The organism is Streptosporangium sp. NBC_01639, from assembly GCF_045209755.1.
GTDB lineage: Bacteria > Actinomycetota > Actinomycetes > Streptosporangiales > Streptosporangiaceae > Streptosporangium.
Genome location: NZ_CP109272.1, coordinates 8287627 through 8304394 on the forward strand (window position 1 = coordinate 8287627; position 16768 = coordinate 8304394).

The 16768-nt window shown below is 69.6% G+C and carries 17 protein-coding genes; 10 read left to right on the forward strand and 7 right to left on the reverse strand.

The window, feature by feature from the left end; translation table 11 throughout:
• Positions 1–53 precede the first annotated feature (53 nt).
• Both OHA77_RS37675 and OHA77_RS37680 read left to right on the forward strand, forming a co-directional pair.
• Positions 54–1433 carry an FHA domain-containing protein gene (locus OHA77_RS37675; RefSeq protein ID WP_406313941.1) on the forward strand — a complete coding sequence of 460 codons (1380 nt, stop codon included), beginning with the start codon at positions 54–56 and terminating at the stop codon, positions 1431–1433.
• A gap of 49 nt (positions 1434–1482) precedes the next feature.
• The gene (locus tag OHA77_RS37680; protein WP_406313942.1) at positions 1483–1638 is read left to right on the forward strand and encodes a hypothetical protein; all 156 of its coding nucleotides are present in this window, start codon (positions 1483–1485) and stop codon (positions 1636–1638) included.
• Here OHA77_RS37680 and OHA77_RS37685 read toward each other — a convergent pair.
• Positions 1620–2219 carry a TetR/AcrR family transcriptional regulator gene (locus OHA77_RS37685; protein WP_406313943.1) on the reverse strand — a complete coding sequence of 200 codons (600 nt, stop codon included), beginning with the start codon at positions 2217–2219 and terminating at the stop codon, positions 1620–1622. The two genes, OHA77_RS37680 and OHA77_RS37685, sit on opposite strands and share 19 nt — an antisense overlap.
• 80 nt (positions 2220–2299) lie before the next feature.
• Here OHA77_RS37685 and OHA77_RS37690 point away from each other — a divergent pair, with 80 nt between their 5' ends.
• Both OHA77_RS37690 and OHA77_RS37695 read left to right on the forward strand, forming a co-directional pair.
• The gene (locus tag OHA77_RS37690; RefSeq protein WP_406313944.1) at positions 2300–3214 is read left to right on the forward strand and encodes a carbohydrate kinase family protein; all 915 of its coding nucleotides are present in this window, start codon (positions 2300–2302) and stop codon (positions 3212–3214) included.
• Positions 3215–3392: 178 nt separating this feature from the next.
• Positions 3393–4616 carry an aminotransferase class III-fold pyridoxal phosphate-dependent enzyme gene (locus OHA77_RS37695; RefSeq protein ID WP_406313945.1) on the forward strand — a complete coding sequence of 408 codons (1224 nt, stop codon included), beginning with the start codon at positions 3393–3395 and terminating at the stop codon, positions 4614–4616.
• A 33-nt stretch (positions 4617–4649) separates the two neighbouring features.
• Here the strand turns inward: OHA77_RS37695 and OHA77_RS37700 are convergent, their stop codons facing one another.
• Positions 4650–5753, reverse strand: coding sequence for a GNAT family N-acetyltransferase (locus OHA77_RS37700; RefSeq protein WP_406313946.1), 1104 nt, complete (start codon positions 5751–5753; stop codon positions 4650–4652).
• A gap of 222 nt (positions 5754–5975) precedes the next feature.
• On the opposite strand from OHA77_RS37700, the gene OHA77_RS37705 reads away from it, so the two are divergent.
• The 4 genes from OHA77_RS37705 to dop all read left to right on the forward strand — a co-directional run bounded on the left by OHA77_RS37705 (position 5976) and on the right by dop (position 11719).
• On the forward strand, positions 5976–6845 hold the full coding sequence (locus OHA77_RS37705) for a tRNA (adenine-N1)-methyltransferase (protein WP_326823427.1): 870 nt from the start codon (positions 5976–5978) through the stop codon (positions 6843–6845).
• A gap of 205 nt (positions 6846–7050) precedes the next feature.
• Positions 7051–8814: a proteasome ATPase gene (gene arc / locus OHA77_RS37710; protein WP_326823426.1), complete on the forward strand. Its 1764-nt coding sequence runs from the start codon at positions 7051–7053 to the stop codon at positions 8812–8814.
• Between the two features lie 162 nt (positions 8815–8976).
• Positions 8977–10119, forward strand: coding sequence for an acyltransferase family protein (locus OHA77_RS37715; RefSeq protein WP_406313947.1), 1143 nt, complete (start codon positions 8977–8979; stop codon positions 10117–10119).
• Positions 10120–10204: 85 nt separating this feature from the next.
• Complete coding sequence (gene dop, locus OHA77_RS37720; RefSeq protein ID WP_326823424.1) at positions 10205–11719, forward strand: depupylase/deamidase Dop; 1515 nt, start codon at positions 10205–10207, stop codon at positions 11717–11719.
• A gap of 103 nt (positions 11720–11822) precedes the next feature.
• Here the strand turns inward: dop and OHA77_RS37725 are convergent, their stop codons facing one another.
• Genes OHA77_RS37725 through OHA77_RS37735 form a run of 3 tightly spaced genes read right to left on the reverse strand, consistent with a single transcriptional unit; the run spans position 11823 to position 14173 of the window.
• Positions 11823–12500 (reverse strand): winged helix-turn-helix transcriptional regulator, encoded by a 678-nt coding sequence (locus OHA77_RS37725; RefSeq protein WP_406313948.1) that lies wholly within the window; start codon positions 12498–12500, stop codon positions 11823–11825.
• A 9-nt stretch (positions 12501–12509) separates the two neighbouring features.
• Complete coding sequence (locus OHA77_RS37730) at positions 12510–13232, reverse strand: alpha/beta fold hydrolase (RefSeq protein ID WP_406313949.1); 723 nt, start codon at positions 13230–13232, stop codon at positions 12510–12512.
• Positions 13229–14173, reverse strand: coding sequence for an LLM class flavin-dependent oxidoreductase (locus OHA77_RS37735; protein WP_406313950.1), 945 nt, complete (start codon positions 14171–14173; stop codon positions 13229–13231). The genes OHA77_RS37730 and OHA77_RS37735 overlap by 4 nt, the downstream gene beginning before the upstream one ends.
• A 102-nt stretch (positions 14174–14275) precedes the next feature.
• On the opposite strand from OHA77_RS37735, the gene OHA77_RS37740 reads away from it, so the two are divergent.
• A complete protein-coding gene (locus OHA77_RS37740) occupies positions 14276–14710 on the forward strand; it encodes an organic hydroperoxide resistance protein (protein ID WP_406313951.1) in 435 nt (144 codons plus the stop codon).
• Positions 14711–14983: 273 nt separating this feature from the next.
• Here the strand turns inward: OHA77_RS37740 and OHA77_RS37745 are convergent, their stop codons facing one another.
• Positions 14984–15778: a serine/threonine-protein kinase gene (locus tag OHA77_RS37745; protein ID WP_326823419.1), complete on the reverse strand. Its 795-nt coding sequence runs from the start codon at positions 15776–15778 to the stop codon at positions 14984–14986.
• Between the two features lie 101 nt (positions 15779–15879).
• Positions 15880–16284, reverse strand: a complete 405-nt coding sequence (locus OHA77_RS37750) for a hypothetical protein (RefSeq protein WP_326823418.1) — start codon at positions 16282–16284, stop codon at positions 15880–15882.
• Between the two features lie 229 nt (positions 16285–16513).
• Between OHA77_RS37750 and OHA77_RS37755 the strand changes: the two genes are divergently transcribed.
• Entirely contained in the window at positions 16514–16723 is a 210-nt protein-coding gene (locus OHA77_RS37755; protein ID WP_184758106.1) for a ubiquitin-like protein Pup, read from the forward strand.
• The last annotated feature ends 45 nt before the right edge of the window (positions 16724–16768 follow it).

Sequence of the window (16768 nt, forward strand, 5' to 3'; positions counted from 1 at the left end):
GAGGGAACACATAAGCACAGCACCTTGGTCATGAAGCCGACAGGAGAGGTTTCATGACCGACGAGGGCTTCGGAGCGGTACGTCCGCTTCCGGGTGACGGGCTGGTCGCCCATGTCGGTGGCCTGCTACTGGTGTGTGACGCGGCCGAGGCCGTTGTGGAGGACCTGCTGAGGGCGCTGCGGGAGACCGCGGCCTCCGGCGGGGACGGCCGCGCGCTGGCCCGCCGGGTCGCCCAGGTGCTGGCCGTCATGATGGGCGAACCCGTGGCGTGCGCCGTCGCCGGTCCCGTCGCCGGGGGAGTGGCCGTACTGGTCAGCGGCCCGGCCCTGGCATCGGTCACCGGTTCGCAGGGTGAGATCCGGCTGGCCGGGCGTGACGCGCTCACCTGGTCCGATCGCCTCGTGCCCGGCCCGGTCACCGAGGTCGAGCTGCGCCTGCCCGATGCCGGCACCGCCCATCCGCTCGCCCGGCTGGACAGTGGCGTGATCGTCGGTGGTGGCGTTCGGTGTGATCTGACCGAGGCCGGGGCGCCGGCCGCCCATCGGCCCGCGCCCCGGGTGGAGGCCGCTCCGCAGTCCGCCCGGCCGCCGGCCGCGCCCGTGCAGGCCGCGGCTCCCCAGCCCGAGGCGTCCCCTCCGCCGGCTCCCGCGCATCCCGACCGGCCGGCCCCGGTGGAGAGCGTGCCGCCCGCGCCCTACCCGATGGGTTCTCCGGAGCCGCAGATCCCCGTGCCTCAGGCATGGCAGTCCGAGCCCGTGCCGGTCGCGCCGCAGGGACCGGAGCCCGGGCCCGTCCCGGCCGTCGTCTCCCACGCGGACGTGGATACGGCCATGGCGAGCGGTATCGGCGGCGACCCCGTCGATGCCCGGGACCAGCCGTTCGAGTACGAACTGCTGGTCCCGGACGGTCCGCAGGCCGCGCCCGAGTCCTCGCCGTCCGGACCGGAGCCGGAGTCGCGCCCGCTGGTCTACGGGGTCGACTGCAAGAACGACCATTTCAACGACCCGCGTGTGCCGTACTGCGCGGTCTGCGGCATCGCGCTGGTACAGCGCACGCTCGTCCCCTACAAGGGGCCGCGCCCGCCGCTGGGCGTGCTGCTCCTGGACGACGGCATGACGCTCCGGCTCGACACCGACTATCTGGTCGGCCGTGACCCCGAGCGGGCCCCGGAGGTCGCCGACGGCTCGGTGCGTCCCGCCAAGGTCACCAGCCCCGACGGCTCGGTGTCCCGCCGTCACCTTCGGGTGGCGCTGGACGGCTGGGACGTCAACCTGGTTGACCTGGGGTCGGTCAACGGCACCCAGATCCAGCCGCCGGGCGACCCCAACTTCTACGACATCCCGCCGAACGAGGCGGTGGCGATCCTGCCCGGTACGACCGTGCGGATCGGCGTCTCCCGCACCATGCGTTACGAGTCGCACCGTAACCGCTGAGAGTCCGCCTTGCCGGGCGGTACGGCCGGCGCCGTGCCGCCCGGCTCCCTTGCTGGCCCTGCGCAAGATCTACAGCACGCCGCCGTCGGTCCACGCCGATCTGGAGCCCGAGCTGTCGGGGCTCGTCCACGCCTGCGTCGGTGACGTGGCCGGGCGGCCCACCGCCGGGGGACGGGCCGACCGCATCTACGCGCTGGTGGGCTGAAGCCGGTCCAACTCGGTATGGAGAAGTCTCTCCAGCCGTTCGGCGCCGAGCCGGTCGGGGTAGAGCAGGCGGCGCACGCTCAGCCCGTCGACCAGGGCGAGCAGCCGCTCGGCGACGTCACCGAGGTCCTCCTCGGTGGCGATCTCCCCGGCGTCGGCCGCCGCGCCGAGCAGGCTGCGCACCAGGTAGCGCAGCTCCTCGGCCTCGGCGCGTTGCGCCTCAAGCAGGGCTGGGCTGGTCAGGCTCCGGCTCCAGAACCCGATCTCCAGTCCGCTCTCCCGGGTGCGTTCGTCGTCCAGCGGCAGGTTGTCGAGCAGGAGTTCGCGCAGCGCGGACAGGCCTGTGTGGCCGGCCAGTCTGCCGCGCAGCCGCGCTGCGATGCGCCGGTGCGAGGAGCGCAGCGCCGACAGCATGATGTCGTCCTTGTCGGCGAAGTAATGGGTGAGCACGCCGTTGGAGTAACCCGCCTCCCTGGCGATGGCCCTGGTCGTGGCGGCCTCGATGCCCTCACGCAGGATGATGCGGCGGGTGGCCTCGACGACCTCCTTCCGCCGCTCTCCATGATCGACGCTCTTCGGCAACCGGATCCCTCCTGTTTCCTCATTGACATGGTATTCGGGCGCCCGTCTATTATCCGCTGAAGACATGAGGAGGACTCACTATGACCGTCGTCACCCTCGGGGTGCACATCGTGGACGTGCTCGCCCGGCCCGTGGAGTCGATCCCGGAAGGGCAGGACACCCACCTGCTGGAGCAGATCCGCATCACCGCGGCGGGCGCGGCCGCCGGGACCGCCGTCGGCCTGGCCGGGCTCGGTGTCCCGGTCGCCTCGATGGGGGCGGTCGGCGCCGACGAACTCGGTGACTTCCTCATCATGGTCATGGCACGGCACGGGGTGGACGTCACCGGGATCGTCCGCAAGGGGAGCGAGCAGACCGCCGCCTCGATCCTGCCCATCCGGCCGGACGGCGGGCGTCCGTCGTTCCATGTCCCCGGCGCCAACCTCACCCTGGCCACCACCGACCTGGACCGCGACCGCGTCACCGGGGCGCGGGTCGTGCACCTGGGCGGTATGGACGTGACCTGGGGCCTGCACGACCCCGGCTTCCTGGCGCTCCTGGCCGAGACACGGGAGGCGGGCACGATCGTCACGATGGACCTACTGTCCAATATCCCCGACCTGATGCAGGGGGCGCGGATTTTTCTGCCGTACGTGGACTACCTCCTGCCCAACGAGGAGCAGGCGCTCATGATGAGCGGCACGACCGACGTGGAACAGGCCGCGCTCGCGCTGCTGGCCGAGGGGCCCGGAGCCGTGCTGGTCACCCTGGGCGCCGAGGGCAGCCTGGTCGCCACCGCGTCCGGTCTCACCCGCGTCCCCGCCCTCGACGTCCCCGTGGTGGACACCACCGGTTGCGGAGACGCCTACTGCGCGGGCTTCATCACCGGTCTGGTCGACGGCCGCGAGGTCGTCGACGCGGCCGGACTCGGCACCGCGCTGGCCGCCCGGGTGGCCGGCGGCCTCGGTTCCGACGCCGGTCTGGCCGGAGCGCGGGAGCTACGAGCGAGCGCGTGACCGACGGGCGGCCACCTGGTGCGCCGTACCGACCTGTTCCGACTACAGCCGTACCGGCCTGTCCGGACTGCAAGCGAGCGCGTGACCGACGGGCGGCCACCCCGTGCGCCGGACCGGCCCGTGCCACCCGTGAACCCGTCCCAACCGTGAACCCGTCCCAACCGTGAAAGGGCGACACATGTCCATCGACGCCAACCTCCGGGAGCGGGCCGCCAGGGTCGTCCCCGGCGGCATGTACGGTCATCTCAACGCGGCCCTGCACGGCCCCGGCTACCCGCAGTTCTTCGTCGGCGGCGAGGGCTGCCGCCAGCGCGACGCCGACGGCCGCGAATACATCGACCTCATGTGCTCCTGGGGTCCCGTCGTGCTCGGCCACCGCCACCCCGCCGTGGAGGCCGCCGTCACCGCCCAGCTCGCCCAGGGCGACTGCCTCAACGGCCCGGGCCCGGTCTACGTGGAACTCGCCGAGCTGATGGTGGAGACCATCCCGCAGGCCGACTGGGTGATGTTCTCCAAGAACGGCACCGACGCCACCACCCAGGCCCTGATGATCGCCCGTGCCGCGACCGGCCGGACCAAGGTGCTCATGGCCCACGGGTCCTACCACGGGGCCGACCCGTGGTGCACGCCCAGCCTGTCGGGCACCACCCCCAACGAGCGCGCCGACCTGATCGAATACCCCTACAACGACCTGGCCGGCGCCGAGGAGGCCGCGGCCCGGGCCGAGGGCGACGTCGCCGCGATCATCGTGACGCCGTTCAAGCACGACTCCTTCGAGGACCAGGAGCTCGCCGCCGTGGAGTTCGCCCGGGGACTGCGGGCGCTGGCGGACCGGATCGGCGCCGCTCTGGTCATCGACGACGTGCGCGGCGGCTGGCGCCTCGACCTCGGTGGCTCCTGGGAGACGCTGGGCGTCCGCCCCGATCTGTACGCCTTCAGCAAGGCCATGGCCAACGGCCACCCGATCGCCGCCGTCACCGGGGTGGACTCGCTGCGAGGCCCGGCTCAGACGATCTACTCCACCGGTTCGTTCTGGTTCAACGCCGCCCCGATGGCCGCGGCCAAGGCCACCATCGAGACCCTGCGCGACAGCGGCGGCATCGCGCTGATCGAGCGGGCGGGGACCCGCCTCCGCGAGGGACTCGCCGCGCAGGCGGCCGCCCACGGCTTCGTGGTCAACCAGACCGGCCCGGTGCAGATCCCGTGGCTCTCCTTCGAGGGCGACGTCACCCTGGAGAAGGGGATCTCCTGGGCCTCGTCCTGCCTGCGCGAGGGCGTCTACCTCCATCCCTGGCACAACTGGTTCCTGTCGGCCGCCCACACCGACGCCGACATCGACCGTGCCCTGCAGGGCACCGACGCGGCCTTCGCCAGGCTCAGGACGGAGTTCGGCGCCGACTGAGACGCCGCGATCCGGCCCGGGAAGCCGCGCGGCCTACCTCGGAGGGCGCAGGCGGTACCACTGCAGATCGTCCAGCCGCGTGCCGTCGGGGCCCGGCAGCAGCCCGTGCAGGAGCGCCTCCCGGGTGAAACCCGCGTTCTCCAGCACCCGCTGTGAGGCGAGGTTGCCCGGGGAGGTGCCCGCGACGATCCGGCTCAGGGGAGTGTGCTCGAAGGCCCACTCCACCAGCAGGGTCACCGCCCGGGTGGTGAAACGCCTGCCGCGGAACTCCGGCAGCGTGCTGTAGCCCGTCATCGCCTGGCCCAGCGGCGGCACGACCGAGCCGAGCTGGATGTGGCCGGCGAAGGCGCCGGTCACGGCGTCCCGGACGGCGGCCTCGACCCGCTCGCCGGCCAGCCGGCGGGTGCCCGCCAGCCGGCAGAACTCCTCACTGTCGGCCGGGTCGGGAGCCTGCGGAGGCACCCAGGTCGCCACAACCTCCGGCAAGCTCATCAGCGCGTGGTAGTCGTCGGCGTCCTCGACGGTCAGCGGCGTCAGCCGTACCACGCCGTCGGACAGCGAGCCGCCCGGGAAGTCCGGCAGGTACGGCCGTACCCGGTCACCGGAGTCGTCGGACAGCCTGGCGAAGGCCACCAGGTCGCTGCGGGTGCCGTCGCGCCGCGCCTCGGCCGCGCGCTGCACGCCCTCACGGTGGAACCCCGAGGCCAGCGCCACCCGCTGGCTGGCCAGGTTCTCCACGTCGGCCAGCAGTTCCATGCGCTGCACCCCATGGCTGAAGGCCCACTCGGTCAGCGCCCTGGTGGCGGCCGTGGCGACCCCGCGACCCCGCGCCCACGGCGCGATCAGGTAGCCCACCTCGCCGTTGCCCCGCGGATCCAGCGCCTTGAGCCCGATGTTGCCCAGCCACTCGTCCGTTCCGGCGTCCGCCACGGCGAACGAGGCGCCCCCGCTCTCCCAGAGCCGCTCGGCCACCTTCAGGTAGGAGAGCGCGTCGTCGCGGGTGTACGGCACGGGCACGGTCGGGATGAAGCGAACGATCTCCGGGTCGCCGCAGCCACGGACGATCGACTCCACGTCGTCGTCGGTGAGGAGGCGCAGCACCACGGGGCCGGCGGGAATCACGTCTTGAGGGAACACGCTCTCAGTGCTATCAGTTCCCTCCGTGAGGGGCGAATCATTTCGGATGGCGATGTTTCCGGCCGGTACGGCGCGGGAGCACGCGGAGGCGGTCCGCGCCACGGGATCCGGGTGCCGCGGCCACGACCGGTCCCACGGTGGCCGCCGGGACGGATGCGTCCGGACCGGAATCCGTGCCCGGACTGGAATCGGCGGCGGCCGTACGCGGATAACCTTGCGCGCATGGGTTTTCGCAGGCATGGGCCGTTTCAGGCCGGGGATCAGGTTCAGCTCACCGACCCCAAGAACAAGCGCCACACCGTGACACTGAAGGAGGACGGGGTCTTCCACACACACAAGGGGGGAATCCCGCACAGCGAGCTGATCGGTCAGCCCGAGGGCTCGGTGGTGCGCTCGTCCGGCGGCACCCAGTATCTCGCGTTCAGGCACCTGCTCCAGGACTACACGCTGTCGATGCCGCGCGGCGCGGCGGTCATCTACCCCAAGGACTCGGCGCAGATCGTCGCCATGGCCGACATCTTCCCCGGCGCGCGCGTCGTCGAGGCGGGAGTCGGTTCCGGCGCGCTCACCTGTTTCCTGCTGCGTGCCGTGGGTGCCGAGGGCAGCCTCACCTCCTACGAGCGGCGTGCGGACTTCGCCGAGGTCGCCACCAAGAACGTGGAGAAGTTTTACGGCGGCCCGATGGACCAGTGGCGCCTGGTCGTGGGCGACTTCGTGGAGGCGCTCGACGAGAGTGACGTCGACCGGATCATTTTGGACATGCTTGCCCCATGGGAGTGTGTCGACGCGGCGTCCAAGGCGCTCACTCCGGGCGGCGTCATCTGCTGCTATGTGGCGACAACGACACAGTTGTCCCGCACGGTGGAAACTCTCCGCGAACACGGGAGTTTCACCGAGCCCCATGCGTGGGAGACCCTGGTCCGTGACTGGCATGTCGAGGGGCTGGCCGTACGACCCGATCACCGGATGGTGGGGCACACCGGGTTCCTCGTCACTGCCCGCCGCATGGCGGACGGGGTGACGCCACCGCCCCGTCGCAGGCGTCCGGCAAAGGGGGCACAAGGCGAAGAGGTCAGTTCTTCTATCGGATGATGACGATTCGGCTACAAGGATACGTTTGCTAGTGACAAGGGAACAGACCGACGTGTTCTCCTGCTCACAGGACTAAACGCACCATAAGGGATTAATCAGTGCCGACTTAATGTAGCCATACGAACACTGCTCGGCCAGGTAAGGGACAGCCCCCGGATGGGTAGGGTTTTAAGTAGTCGGTCTCGACTGGGAAGGAGGTGACGCCGTGGCAGCTCGCGACGACGCTGAGGCTCGAGCCGCGCAGCGCGAACGGGAGGTCGCTGACCTCACAACACAGGTCTCCTTCCTGCAGGAGGAGATCACCGCGCTACGTCGGAAGTTGACGGAGTCTCCCCGGCAGGCCAGGGTCCTCGAAGAGCGTCTTCATGAAGTACAGGCGAACCTCGCGGCCGTCACCGGCCAGAACGAACGTCTGGTATCCACCCTCAAGGAGGCCAGAGACCAGATTGTCGCCCTGAAGGAGGAGGTCGACCGGCTGGCGCAGCCGCCATCCGGTTTCGGTGTCTTCCTCGAAAGCAGAGAAGACGGCACGGTGGAGGTCTTCACCGGTGGCCGCAAACTTCGGGTGAATGTCAGTCCAGCGGTGGAGGTCGACTCGCTGAGGCGTGGCCAGGAGGTCATGCTCAACGAGGCGCTCAACGTGGTCGAGGCCCTCGGATTCGAGGAGCTCGGCGAGATCGTGATGCTCAAGGAGCTCCTTGAGGACGGCCAGCGCGCGCTGGTGATCTCGCACGCCGACGAGGAGCGGGTGGTGAAGCTGGCGGAGTCGTTGCTCGACCAGCCGATCCGGGCGGGCGACTCGCTGCTGCTGGAGCCGCGTTCGGGCTACGTCTACGAGCGCATTCCCAAGTCCGAGGTCGAAGAGCTCGTCCTGGAGGAGGTGCCCGACATCTCCTACGAGGAGATCGGCGGGCTCATGCGGCAGATCGAGCAGATCAGGGACGCGATCGAGCTTCCCTACCTGCACGCCGACCTCTTCCGCGAGCACAAGCTGCGTCCCCCGAAGGGTGTGCTGCTGTACGGCCCGCCCGGCTGCGGTAAGACGCTCATCGCCAAGGCCGTCGCCAACTCCCTGGCCAAGCAGGTCGCGGAGAAGACCGGTCAGTCCGGTAAGAGCTTCTTCCTCAACATCAAGGGTCCCGAGCTTCTCAACAAGTACGTCGGTGAGACCGAGCGGCACATCCGCCTGGTCTTCCAGCGTGCCCGGGAGAAGGCCTCCGAGGGCACCCCGGTGATCGTGTTCTTCGACGAGATGGACTCGATCTTCCGGACCCGAGGCTCGGGCGTCTCCTCCGACGTCGAGAACACCATCGTTCCCCAGCTCCTGTCGGAGATCGACGGCGTCGAGGGCCTGGAGAACGTGATCGTGATCGGCGCCTCCAACCGCGAAGACATGATCGACCCGGCGATCCTGCGGCCCGGCCGCCTGGACGTCAAGATCAAGATTGAGCGGCCGGACGCCGAGGCGGCCAGGGACATCTTCTCGAAGTACCTCATCGAAGACCTCCCCCTCCATCCCGAGGACCTCGCCGAGCACAGTGGCAGTCGTGCGGGCACGATCTCGGGCATGATCCAGCGGGTGGTCGAGCGGATGTACACCGAGAGCGAGGAGAACCGCTTCCTCGAGGTGACCTACGCGAACGGTGACAAGGAGGTCCTGTACTTCAAGGACTTCAACTCCGGCGCCATGATCCAGAACATCGTCGACCGCAGCAAGAAGATGGCGATCAAGCAGTTCCTCGAGTCCGGGCAGAAGGGCCTGCGGATCCAGCATCTGCTGGCGGCCTGCGTGGACGAGTTCTCCGAGAACGAGGATCTGCCCAACACCACCAACCCCGACGACTGGGCCCGCATCTCCGGCAAGAAGGGCGAGCGGATCGTCTACATCCGCACGCTCGTGACGGGCAAGCAGGGCACCGAGGCCGGCCGTTCCATCGACACGGTGGCCAACACCGGCCAATACCTCTAGCAGCACGGACGCCGGCGGCACGGCCCCCCATCGGGGGTCGCGCCGCCGGCGTCCGTCGTCGCGGTCCCCATCCGTCACCGAAGTGAACTCGCGTCACATGGAACCCAACTGATCAAAAAGCCGTCCAAGTGGCGTGCGTGAACATTTCAGCCCGGTCATCAGGTGACCGGCGCGGGCTCTCAGGGGACGGCTCGGAGCAGGGGCCGTCTCACCGAACTCGACCTGCTCCGTTTCGTCGCCGCCCTGGCGGTGCTCGCCTTCCACTACTTCATCGCCTTCGCCTCGGTGTGGGGGGACCGCCCGTCCGAGCTGTTCCCCGCGATCTCCACACTGTCCGGCCTCGGCATCCTGGGCGTCGAGCTGTTCTTCATGATCAGCGGATTCGTCATCCTGATGAGCATCTGGGGCCGGGGGCTGGGCGCGTTCGCCCTGTCCCGGCTGGTGCGGCTCTTCCCCGCTTACTGGGTCAGCGTCGGGGCCACCGCCGCGGTCTACGGCCTGACCGCCGCCACCGCCCTGAACCCCAAGCTCAGCCCCGGGGAGTACGGGGTCAACCTCACGATGCTCCAGCGGGCCTTCGGCGTCTACGACGCCAACGGCGTCTACTGGTCGCTCTGGGCCGAGCTCCGTTTCTACCTGCTGATCTCGATCCTGGTGCTCGTCGGGGTGACGTTCAACCGCTGCCTGGTCTTCATGGGGGTCTGGCTGCTGGCCGCGGGGTTCTTCGCGGGCAGCGAGAACACCTGGGTCGACCTGGTGGTGATGCCCAAGTACGCGGCGTACTTCATCGGGGGCATGGCCTTCTTCCTGATGACCAAGCACGGGCCCAAGCTGATCCTGTGGTGCATGGCGGGGATCAGCGCGGGACTGGCGGTCAACGCGGCGCTCGACCGGGTCAGCGGCCGGGTCGAGCTGGTCGGCTACGCCGCGATGCCGGTGCCCGGGTGGGCCGTCGCCACCACGGTGATCTGCTTCTACGTGCTCATGGCGATGGTGGCGCTCGGCTGGCTGAAGTGGCTGCGCTGGCGCGGCCTGGCCGTACTGGGCGCGCTGACCTACCCGCTCTACCTCTTCCACACCACGGCCGCGGTCCTGATCGTCCCCGTCCTGCGGGACGCGCTGCCGCCCTGGCTGACCGCTCTGGTCACCCTGCTGGCCGCGATGGCCTTCTCCTACCTGGTGTACCGGCTCGTCGAACGGCCCGTCCAGGAGTTCGTCAAGTCCAGGCGCCGCCGGCCGGGCGCACCGCCTTCTCCGCCGCCCCGGATGCCCTTCGCGGCGGGCGAAAAGGCCTCGGTGCCATAACTGTTCAGCCACCGGGCATAGTGAAGGGTCTAGGGTCGGGGATATATACGGCGAAGGGGCACTCCCGGATGAACAGAGGATGCGCATGACGGTACGGCGGGTGATGGGCATCGAGACGGAGTACGGCATCTCCGTGCCCGGACAGCCGGGGGCCAACGCGATGGTGACCTCGTCCCAGGTCGTCAACGCCTACCTCGCCGCCTCGGCGGCCAGGGCACGGCGGGCACGGTGGGACTTCGAGGAGGAGAACCCACTGCGCGACGCCCGGGGCTTCGACCTGTCCAGGGAGGTGGCCGACCAGAGCCAGCTCACGGACGAGGACCTGGGCCTGGCCAACGTGATCCTCACCAACGGCGCGCGGCTCTACGTCGACCACGCCCACCCTGAATACTCCGCTCCCGAGTGCACCAACCCGCGGGCCGCGGTGCTCTGGGACAAGGCGGGGGAGCGGGTGATGCACGACGCCGCGGTCCGCGCGTCCGCCATTCCCACCAACGCCCCGATCCAGCTCTACAAGAACAACACCGACAACAAGGGCGCCTCCTACGGCTGCCACGAGAACTACCTGATGCGGCGGGCCACGCCGTTCGCCGACATCGTCAGGCACCTGACGCCGTTCTTCGTCTCCCGGCAGGTCGTCACCGGCGCCGGCAAGGTCGGCATCGGCCAGGACTCGCGCGGTGAGGGCTTCCAGATCAGCCAGCGGGCCGACTTCTTCGAGGTCGAGGTGGGCCTGGAGACCACGCTCAAGCGGCCGATCATCAACACCCGGGACGAGCCGCACGCCGATCCGGAGAAATACCGCCGGCTGCACGTCATCATCGGTGACGCCAACATGTCGGAGATCTCGACCTACCTGAAGCTGGGCTCCACCGCGCTCGTCCTGGCCATGATCGAAGACGGTTACTTCACCCGGGACCTCGCCGTGGAGAACCCCGTCCAGGCACTGCGCGCGGTCTCCCACGACCCGACGCTCAGATACGAGATCGCGATGCGCGACGGCCGTAAGCTCACGGCCGTCCAGCTTCAGATGGAGTATCTGGAGCTGGCCCGCAAGTATGCCGAGGAGCGCAGCGGCAACGGGGTGGACGAGCTCACCAAGGACGTCCTGGACCGCTGGGAGTCGGTCCTGACCCGGCTGGCCGAGGATCCGATGCAGCTCTCCAGGGAGCTGGACTGGGTCGCCAAACTGGAACTGCTGGAGGGCTACCGCACCCGCGACGGCCTCCCCTGGTCCCACCCGCGCCTGCAGCTCGTCGACCTCCAGTACTCCGACATCCGCCCCGACCGGGGCCTGTACAACCGGTTGGTCGCCCGGGGCCGGATGCAGCGCCTGGTCACCGAGGAAGAGGTCCAGCGGGCCGTCGAGGCCCCGCCCAGCGACACGCGGGCCTACTTCCGGGGCCGTTGCCTGAGCCAGTTCAGCGAGTCGGTCGCCGCCGCCTCCTGGGACTCGGTCATCTTCGACATCCCCGGCCGCGAGTCCCTGCAGCGCGTCCCGACCATGGAGCCGCTGCGCGGCACCAAGGCCCATGTGGGCGAGCTGTTCGACCGCTGCCGCACGGCCGCCGAACTGGTGAACGCCCTCACCGGCGAGTAACGACGGCCCACGCGCGGGGCGGCGGCCGGCCCGGCCGCCGCCCCGGTCGGCCGCTCCCACGCCCACGAGACGGCCGAGCCGAAGAGTGGCGACAGCGCTACGCTCACCGCGCCGCCGATCGGGTTTGCGGGCGTGGGAGCCGGAACAGCCCGTGCAGTCGGCGCAGGGCTTGCCGGTCGCCGGAGACGGAGGCGGCGCCGTTGTTGATCGCTTCGGCGAGGGTCGACCGGCCGGCGGCGAGGTCGCGGAAGACCTCGCCGCCGACCGTGATGGTCACGTCGGGGTGCTGGGCCGGGCCGTGCACCGTTTCGATGGTGCCGTCGTCGATGCGGGCGTGGAAGACCTCCTCCTCGACGCGGAACTCATACAGTGCGTGCAGGCCGGTGGCCGCCTCGGCGTCGAAGCACGCCCTCAGGCCGAGCACGGCCCAGCCGGGGTGGAAGGTCTCCTGTTCGAGGGGTTCGTCCATCGCCCATTTCAGACCCCACCGGGCCAGGGCCAGCACTGCGGGGCCGAGCTCCTCGCCGGCCTGGGTGAGGGCGTAGGCGGCGGTGCGGGCCGGTGGAGGGAGGATGATCTTGTGGACCAGTCCTTCGCGTTCCAGATGCTTCATCCGTGCGGCCAGCAGGCCGGTGCCCAGGCCGCGCAGGCCGTGTTGCAGGTCGCCGAAGCGTTTGGGGCCGGTCAGCAGCTCACGGATGAGTAGCAGGGTCCAGCGTTCCCCGACGAGGTCGAGGGTGCGCGCGGTCGCGCAGTACTGGTTGTAGGTTCGCTGTTCCACTTCAGCATTCTAATCCTGAAGCTTCTTGTTATTGAATCGGAATGCGTGGGCCTCCACGAGGAGACGGGCCAGAGCCTGCGGGTGGGTGAGCATCACGTCGTGTGGGCCGTCCAGGGCAATGGTCCGGTACCCGATCTCCGCGGCGAACCGATCGAAGGCATAGGTCTGCGGCCGGCAGTGGATGCCGGTGCCCGGTATCCGGTCGACGGCTCCGCTCAGCCGGGTCGTCTCGGTGAAGGTGCGCAGTGGCTGGGGTCGCAGGCGCGGGGCGAGCCAGGCCGCGTCGTCGGGGTCGGTGACGCCGAACATCGCCGGAGCCGGGGCGGGGACCCGGTCGCCTGCGCCGGTGCGGGCGGCGGCCTGGATCGCATGGACGAAGGCCTCGGGTGCCAGGCCGAACATGCTGGCGCCGTCGTCGCCGGCCCAGCCGTCCACCAGGATGACGTGGTCCACCAACCCGGGTCGCAGATCGGCCGCCTGCCGGACGACCAGGCCCGCGTAACTGTGCCCGACCAGCACCAGATCGTCTCTCAGGTCGTCTGCCGGGGTGTCATCGGCCGCGGCGTCGAGGGCGGTGAGGACCTCCTGGACGTGCGTGTGCAGGCCGATGTCGCCCTCCAGGGTGAGGGAGGGGGTGATGGTGCGCGCCCCCGCTTGGTGAAGGAACGGGATGAGGCGGTCCCAGGCCCAGGGGCCGTGCCAGGCGCCGTGTACGAGGACGAAGGTGGTCATGGGTGTCCTTTCGTGCGGATCAGGGGCAGCACGCGGCCGGCGAACTCTTCCAGGGCCGCGGGGTGGTCGTCGGCGGCCAGGCGGATCACCACGTGGTGCGCGCCGGCGCCGGTGTAGGCGTTGAGCCAGTCGGCGGCCTGGTGTGCCGTACCGGCGAACATGGCCTGGATGGTCTCGACGGCCTCCAGCGGGGCGTTGTAGTAGCGCTCGATGCTGGTTCGCAGGCGCCTGCGCGCCCGCTCGGGGTCATCGTCCAGGCACAGCGTCGCGTACAGCGCGGGGGTGAGCGTGCGGGCCGTCGACTGCTGGATGACAGCCAGGTCGCGAGCATAGTCCTGTACGGCGGGCGGATAGGGCAGCCAGCCGTCGGCCAGGCGCGCCACCCGCCGCAGCGCCGGTTCGCCGCCTCCCGCCAGCCAGATCGGCGGGCCTGTCGGCCGAGTCGGCGCAGGAGCCAGCCGCACGTCGTGGAAGTCGAAGTGCCGACCGGTGAAGGAGACCTCTTCTGCGGTCCAGAGCCGCCGCATCGCCTCGATCGACTCCTCCAGGCGACTGATACGGCGAGAAAAGACGACACCGACCGCGGCGAACTGGGCCTCGGTGGTGGCGTTGGGGAATCCGCCGCCCATACCGACGATCAGCCGCCCGTCGGCGAGCCGGTCCAAGGTGGCGAGCTGGTGCGCCAGCAGGATCGGATGGCGCAGCGCGGGCAGCAACACCGCGGTACCGAGCGTGACGTGTCGTGTGGCGATGGCCACGGCCGCCAGGAGCAGCAGCGGGTCGGCACGTGGCCTGGTCACGGGGCTGTCGCCGGCCCAGACGGAGTCGAAACCCAGTGCCTCGGCGCGGCGTGCCAGGTCGATCAGCTGCTCCGGATCGTGGTCGCCGCGGACGGCCTGATCGCGGGTCGGCAGCAGGTAGCCGATTTTCGATGGAGTCATGTGGTCGCCTCTCGAGGTCGTCAGGTTCCCGATCCTAGGCGTTGACTTCCTGATTTTGAAGTCTAAGATTCATTTTCAGGAACTGACCGAGAGGATCTCATTATGACGAGCGCGCTTTACACCGCACAGGCTCACGTGACCGGTGGCCGGGCGGACGGTCACGGGCGCACCGCCGACGGCAGGCTGGAAGTGGACCTGCGACAGCCCAAGGAGTTGGGCGGGGACGGCGAAGGGACCAACCCCGAGCAGCTGTTCGCCATCGGCTACGCCGCCTGTTTCGCCGCCTCGCTGGCGATAGTGGGGCAGCGCAAGCAGTTGCACGCGGATGACGCGGCGATCGACGCGAAGGTCATGCTCATCCCCGCCGGCAACGGCGGATTCAAGCTGGGCGTCGAACTCGAGATCGAGCTGCCGTCGATCGCCGACGCCACCCAGGCCGGTGACCTGGTCCGGGTGGCGCATCAGGTGTGCCCCTACTCCAACGCCACCCGCGGCAACATCGACGTGGCGCTGGTCGTCAACGGCACGCGACTGTGACACCCGCCGCGCGGTGGATGCGCCTTCACCGAGAAGCGCACCCACCGCGCGGCCGCCAGGTCCTTCCAAGAAGGATCGCCCGGGACCGATCGACGTCAACGGCAAGTCCGGGCTGTTCGCCTTCCCCCGCAGGTGTACTGCGCGCTGACTCACTCGAACGGCCGCCCACTTCCGCTGCCGGGGGAGCGGGCGGCCATCGCCGCGATGCTCGGAGTCGGTGCCATCCGGTTCGTGGCGGCCTGCCGCCGGCGGCCCCGCGGCGGCCGGGCCTGCTCAGGCGGCGCTGGAGCAGCGCGCCTTGGCCAGCATGGCCGAGGTCTGCTCGGCGCTCAGCCGCGCCCTCGGATCCTTGCGCAACAGCCCGCGCAGCACCGGCTCCAGGGCGCCCGCCCGCTGGGGAGCGCGCGCCGGCTCTCTCAGGGCCTCCACCAGGGCGGCCATCGAATGCACCGTCCGGAACGGGGTCCTGCCCTCCACCGCCATGTAGAGCGTCGCCCCGAACGACCACATGTCCGCCTCGCGGGTGCCGCCCCGGCCGTGCAGGGCCTCCGGCGCGAGGAACGCCGGTGTGCCCCGCGTCGAGGTGCTCGCCGTACCCTCGGGCGCGGCGAAGCCGAAGTCGGCCAGCACCACCCGGTCGCCGGTCAGCATGATGTTGGCGGGCTTGATGTCCCGGTGGATCACCCCACCGTCGTGTGCGTGCCGCAGTGCCTCCAGCAGCCGGCCGCCCATCCCGGCGACCAGGTCGGCGGGGAGCGGTCCTGCCTGCATCAGCGTGTCGTGCAGGGTCAGCGCCTCCAGGAACTCCATGACGATCCAGAGCCGCTCGGCCTCTTCGGTCAGGTTGTGCACCGTGACGATGCCCCGGTGGCTCAGCCGTGCCGCCATCCGGGCCTCGCGGACCACCCGTCGCCGCTGTCTGGCCGCCTCCGGGCCGGGTGGGAGGGCGATCTCCTTGAGCGCCACCTCCCGCTCCAGTAACAGGTCGTAGGCACGCCAGACGACGCCCGTCGCTCCGCGGCCGACAGGGGAGACGAGTTTGTACCGGCTGGCGACGATGGTGCTCACCCGCCAATGATCGCAGTTCTCCGTCTCCGCGGGCCAACTGGAACGCTCCCGGGCGTGTCATTTGAAACGTGTAAATATGTGGATCTATCTGCTGGGAGTGATCAGATGAGGCCGATGCCCAGCAGCAGCGTCCCGGCCCCCAGGGAGACGCCGCCCACGGCGACCAGCCAGATCAGCCTGTTCGGCCGGGTGTCCGAGGGGCGCACCACCGAGAGGAAGAAGCCGATCGGCATCAGGATCGGCGCCGCCACGATCAGGGCCCTGGTCAGGGTCCTCATCCCTTCGGACAGGTCGGCCTGGTCGATGTAGAGCATCGCGACGAGGGCGAAGAGCACCAGGATGCCCGCGTGCGCGTGGCCGGCCCGCCAGAGGCCCCGCCGTACCGGGTTGTCCAGATATCCGGGGATGGTGCGCATGATGTGTGCCAGCAGGGACATCCCGCCGAAGGCGACGGCGGGGACGGTGATCAGGAGCACCCCGGCGGTGCTCAGCGACGACGGTGACATGGAGAGCCCTTCATTGGATAGCAATGCTGGCCAATTATTCGATAGTACTACTATCCAGTCAAGTGGGAAGAATTTGCCTCAAGAAGGCAGAAGGAGGTTCTCTGGCAGGACGGCAACCCGGAGCGGCCCCGGCGTACTCTCGCAAAGATCGCGTGACGATCCGCGCGCAACGGCCGCCGGTTCGGGGAAGATATGAATCACAAGCGTCCCCCAGGCGGAGGTGCCACAGATGGCGAGCAAGGACACCGGCGGGCAGAAGCAGACCGGCCGGACCGACAGGGAGACGGAGGAGACCACCACGGTCGACTCCTCCGACGTCCAGGAGCGCAACGAGAAGCTCTCGGATGACGTCGACTCGATTCTCGACGAGATCGACGAGGTCCTTGAGGAGAACGCGGAGGAGTTCGTCAGGTCCTACATTCAAAAGGGCGGACAGTAGGTCCGTGCCCGGGGCCAGGGGCGGGGGCCGTCCACCCGCGGGTCC

Excerpts from the sequence above, each read along its gene's own strand:
- OHA77_RS37690 (WP_406313944.1), top strand. The coding sequence starts at position 2,300 with ATGACCGTCGTCACCCTCGGGGTGCACATCGTGGACGTGCTCGCCCGG.
- OHA77_RS37675 (WP_406313941.1), top strand. The coding sequence starts at position 54 with ATGACCGACGAGGGCTTCGGAGCGGTACGTCCGCTTCCGGGTGACGGG.
- OHA77_RS37730 (WP_406313949.1), bottom strand. The coding sequence starts at position 13,232 with ATGACCACCTTCGTCCTCGTACACGGCGCCTGGCACGGCCCCTGGGCC.
- OHA77_RS37705 (WP_326823427.1), top strand. The coding sequence starts at position 5,976 with ATGGGTTTTCGCAGGCATGGGCCGTTTCAGGCCGGGGATCAGGTTCAG.
- dop (WP_326823424.1), top strand. The coding sequence starts at position 10,205 with ATGACGGTACGGCGGGTGATGGGCATCGAGACGGAGTACGGCATCTCC.
- OHA77_RS37750 (WP_326823418.1), bottom strand. The coding sequence starts at position 16,284 with ATGTCACCGTCGTCGCTGAGCACCGCCGGGGTGCTCCTGATCACCGTC.
- OHA77_RS37740 (WP_406313951.1), top strand. The coding sequence starts at position 14,276 with ATGACGAGCGCGCTTTACACCGCACAGGCTCACGTGACCGGTGGCCGG.
- OHA77_RS37695 (WP_406313945.1), top strand. The coding sequence starts at position 3,393 with ATGTCCATCGACGCCAACCTCCGGGAGCGGGCCGCCAGGGTCGTCCCC.
- OHA77_RS37755 (WP_184758106.1), top strand. The coding sequence starts at position 16,514 with ATGGCGAGCAAGGACACCGGCGGGCAGAAGCAGACCGGCCGGACCGAC.
- OHA77_RS37735 (WP_406313950.1), bottom strand. The coding sequence starts at position 14,173 with ATGACTCCATCGAAAATCGGCTACCTGCTGCCGACCCGCGATCAGGCC.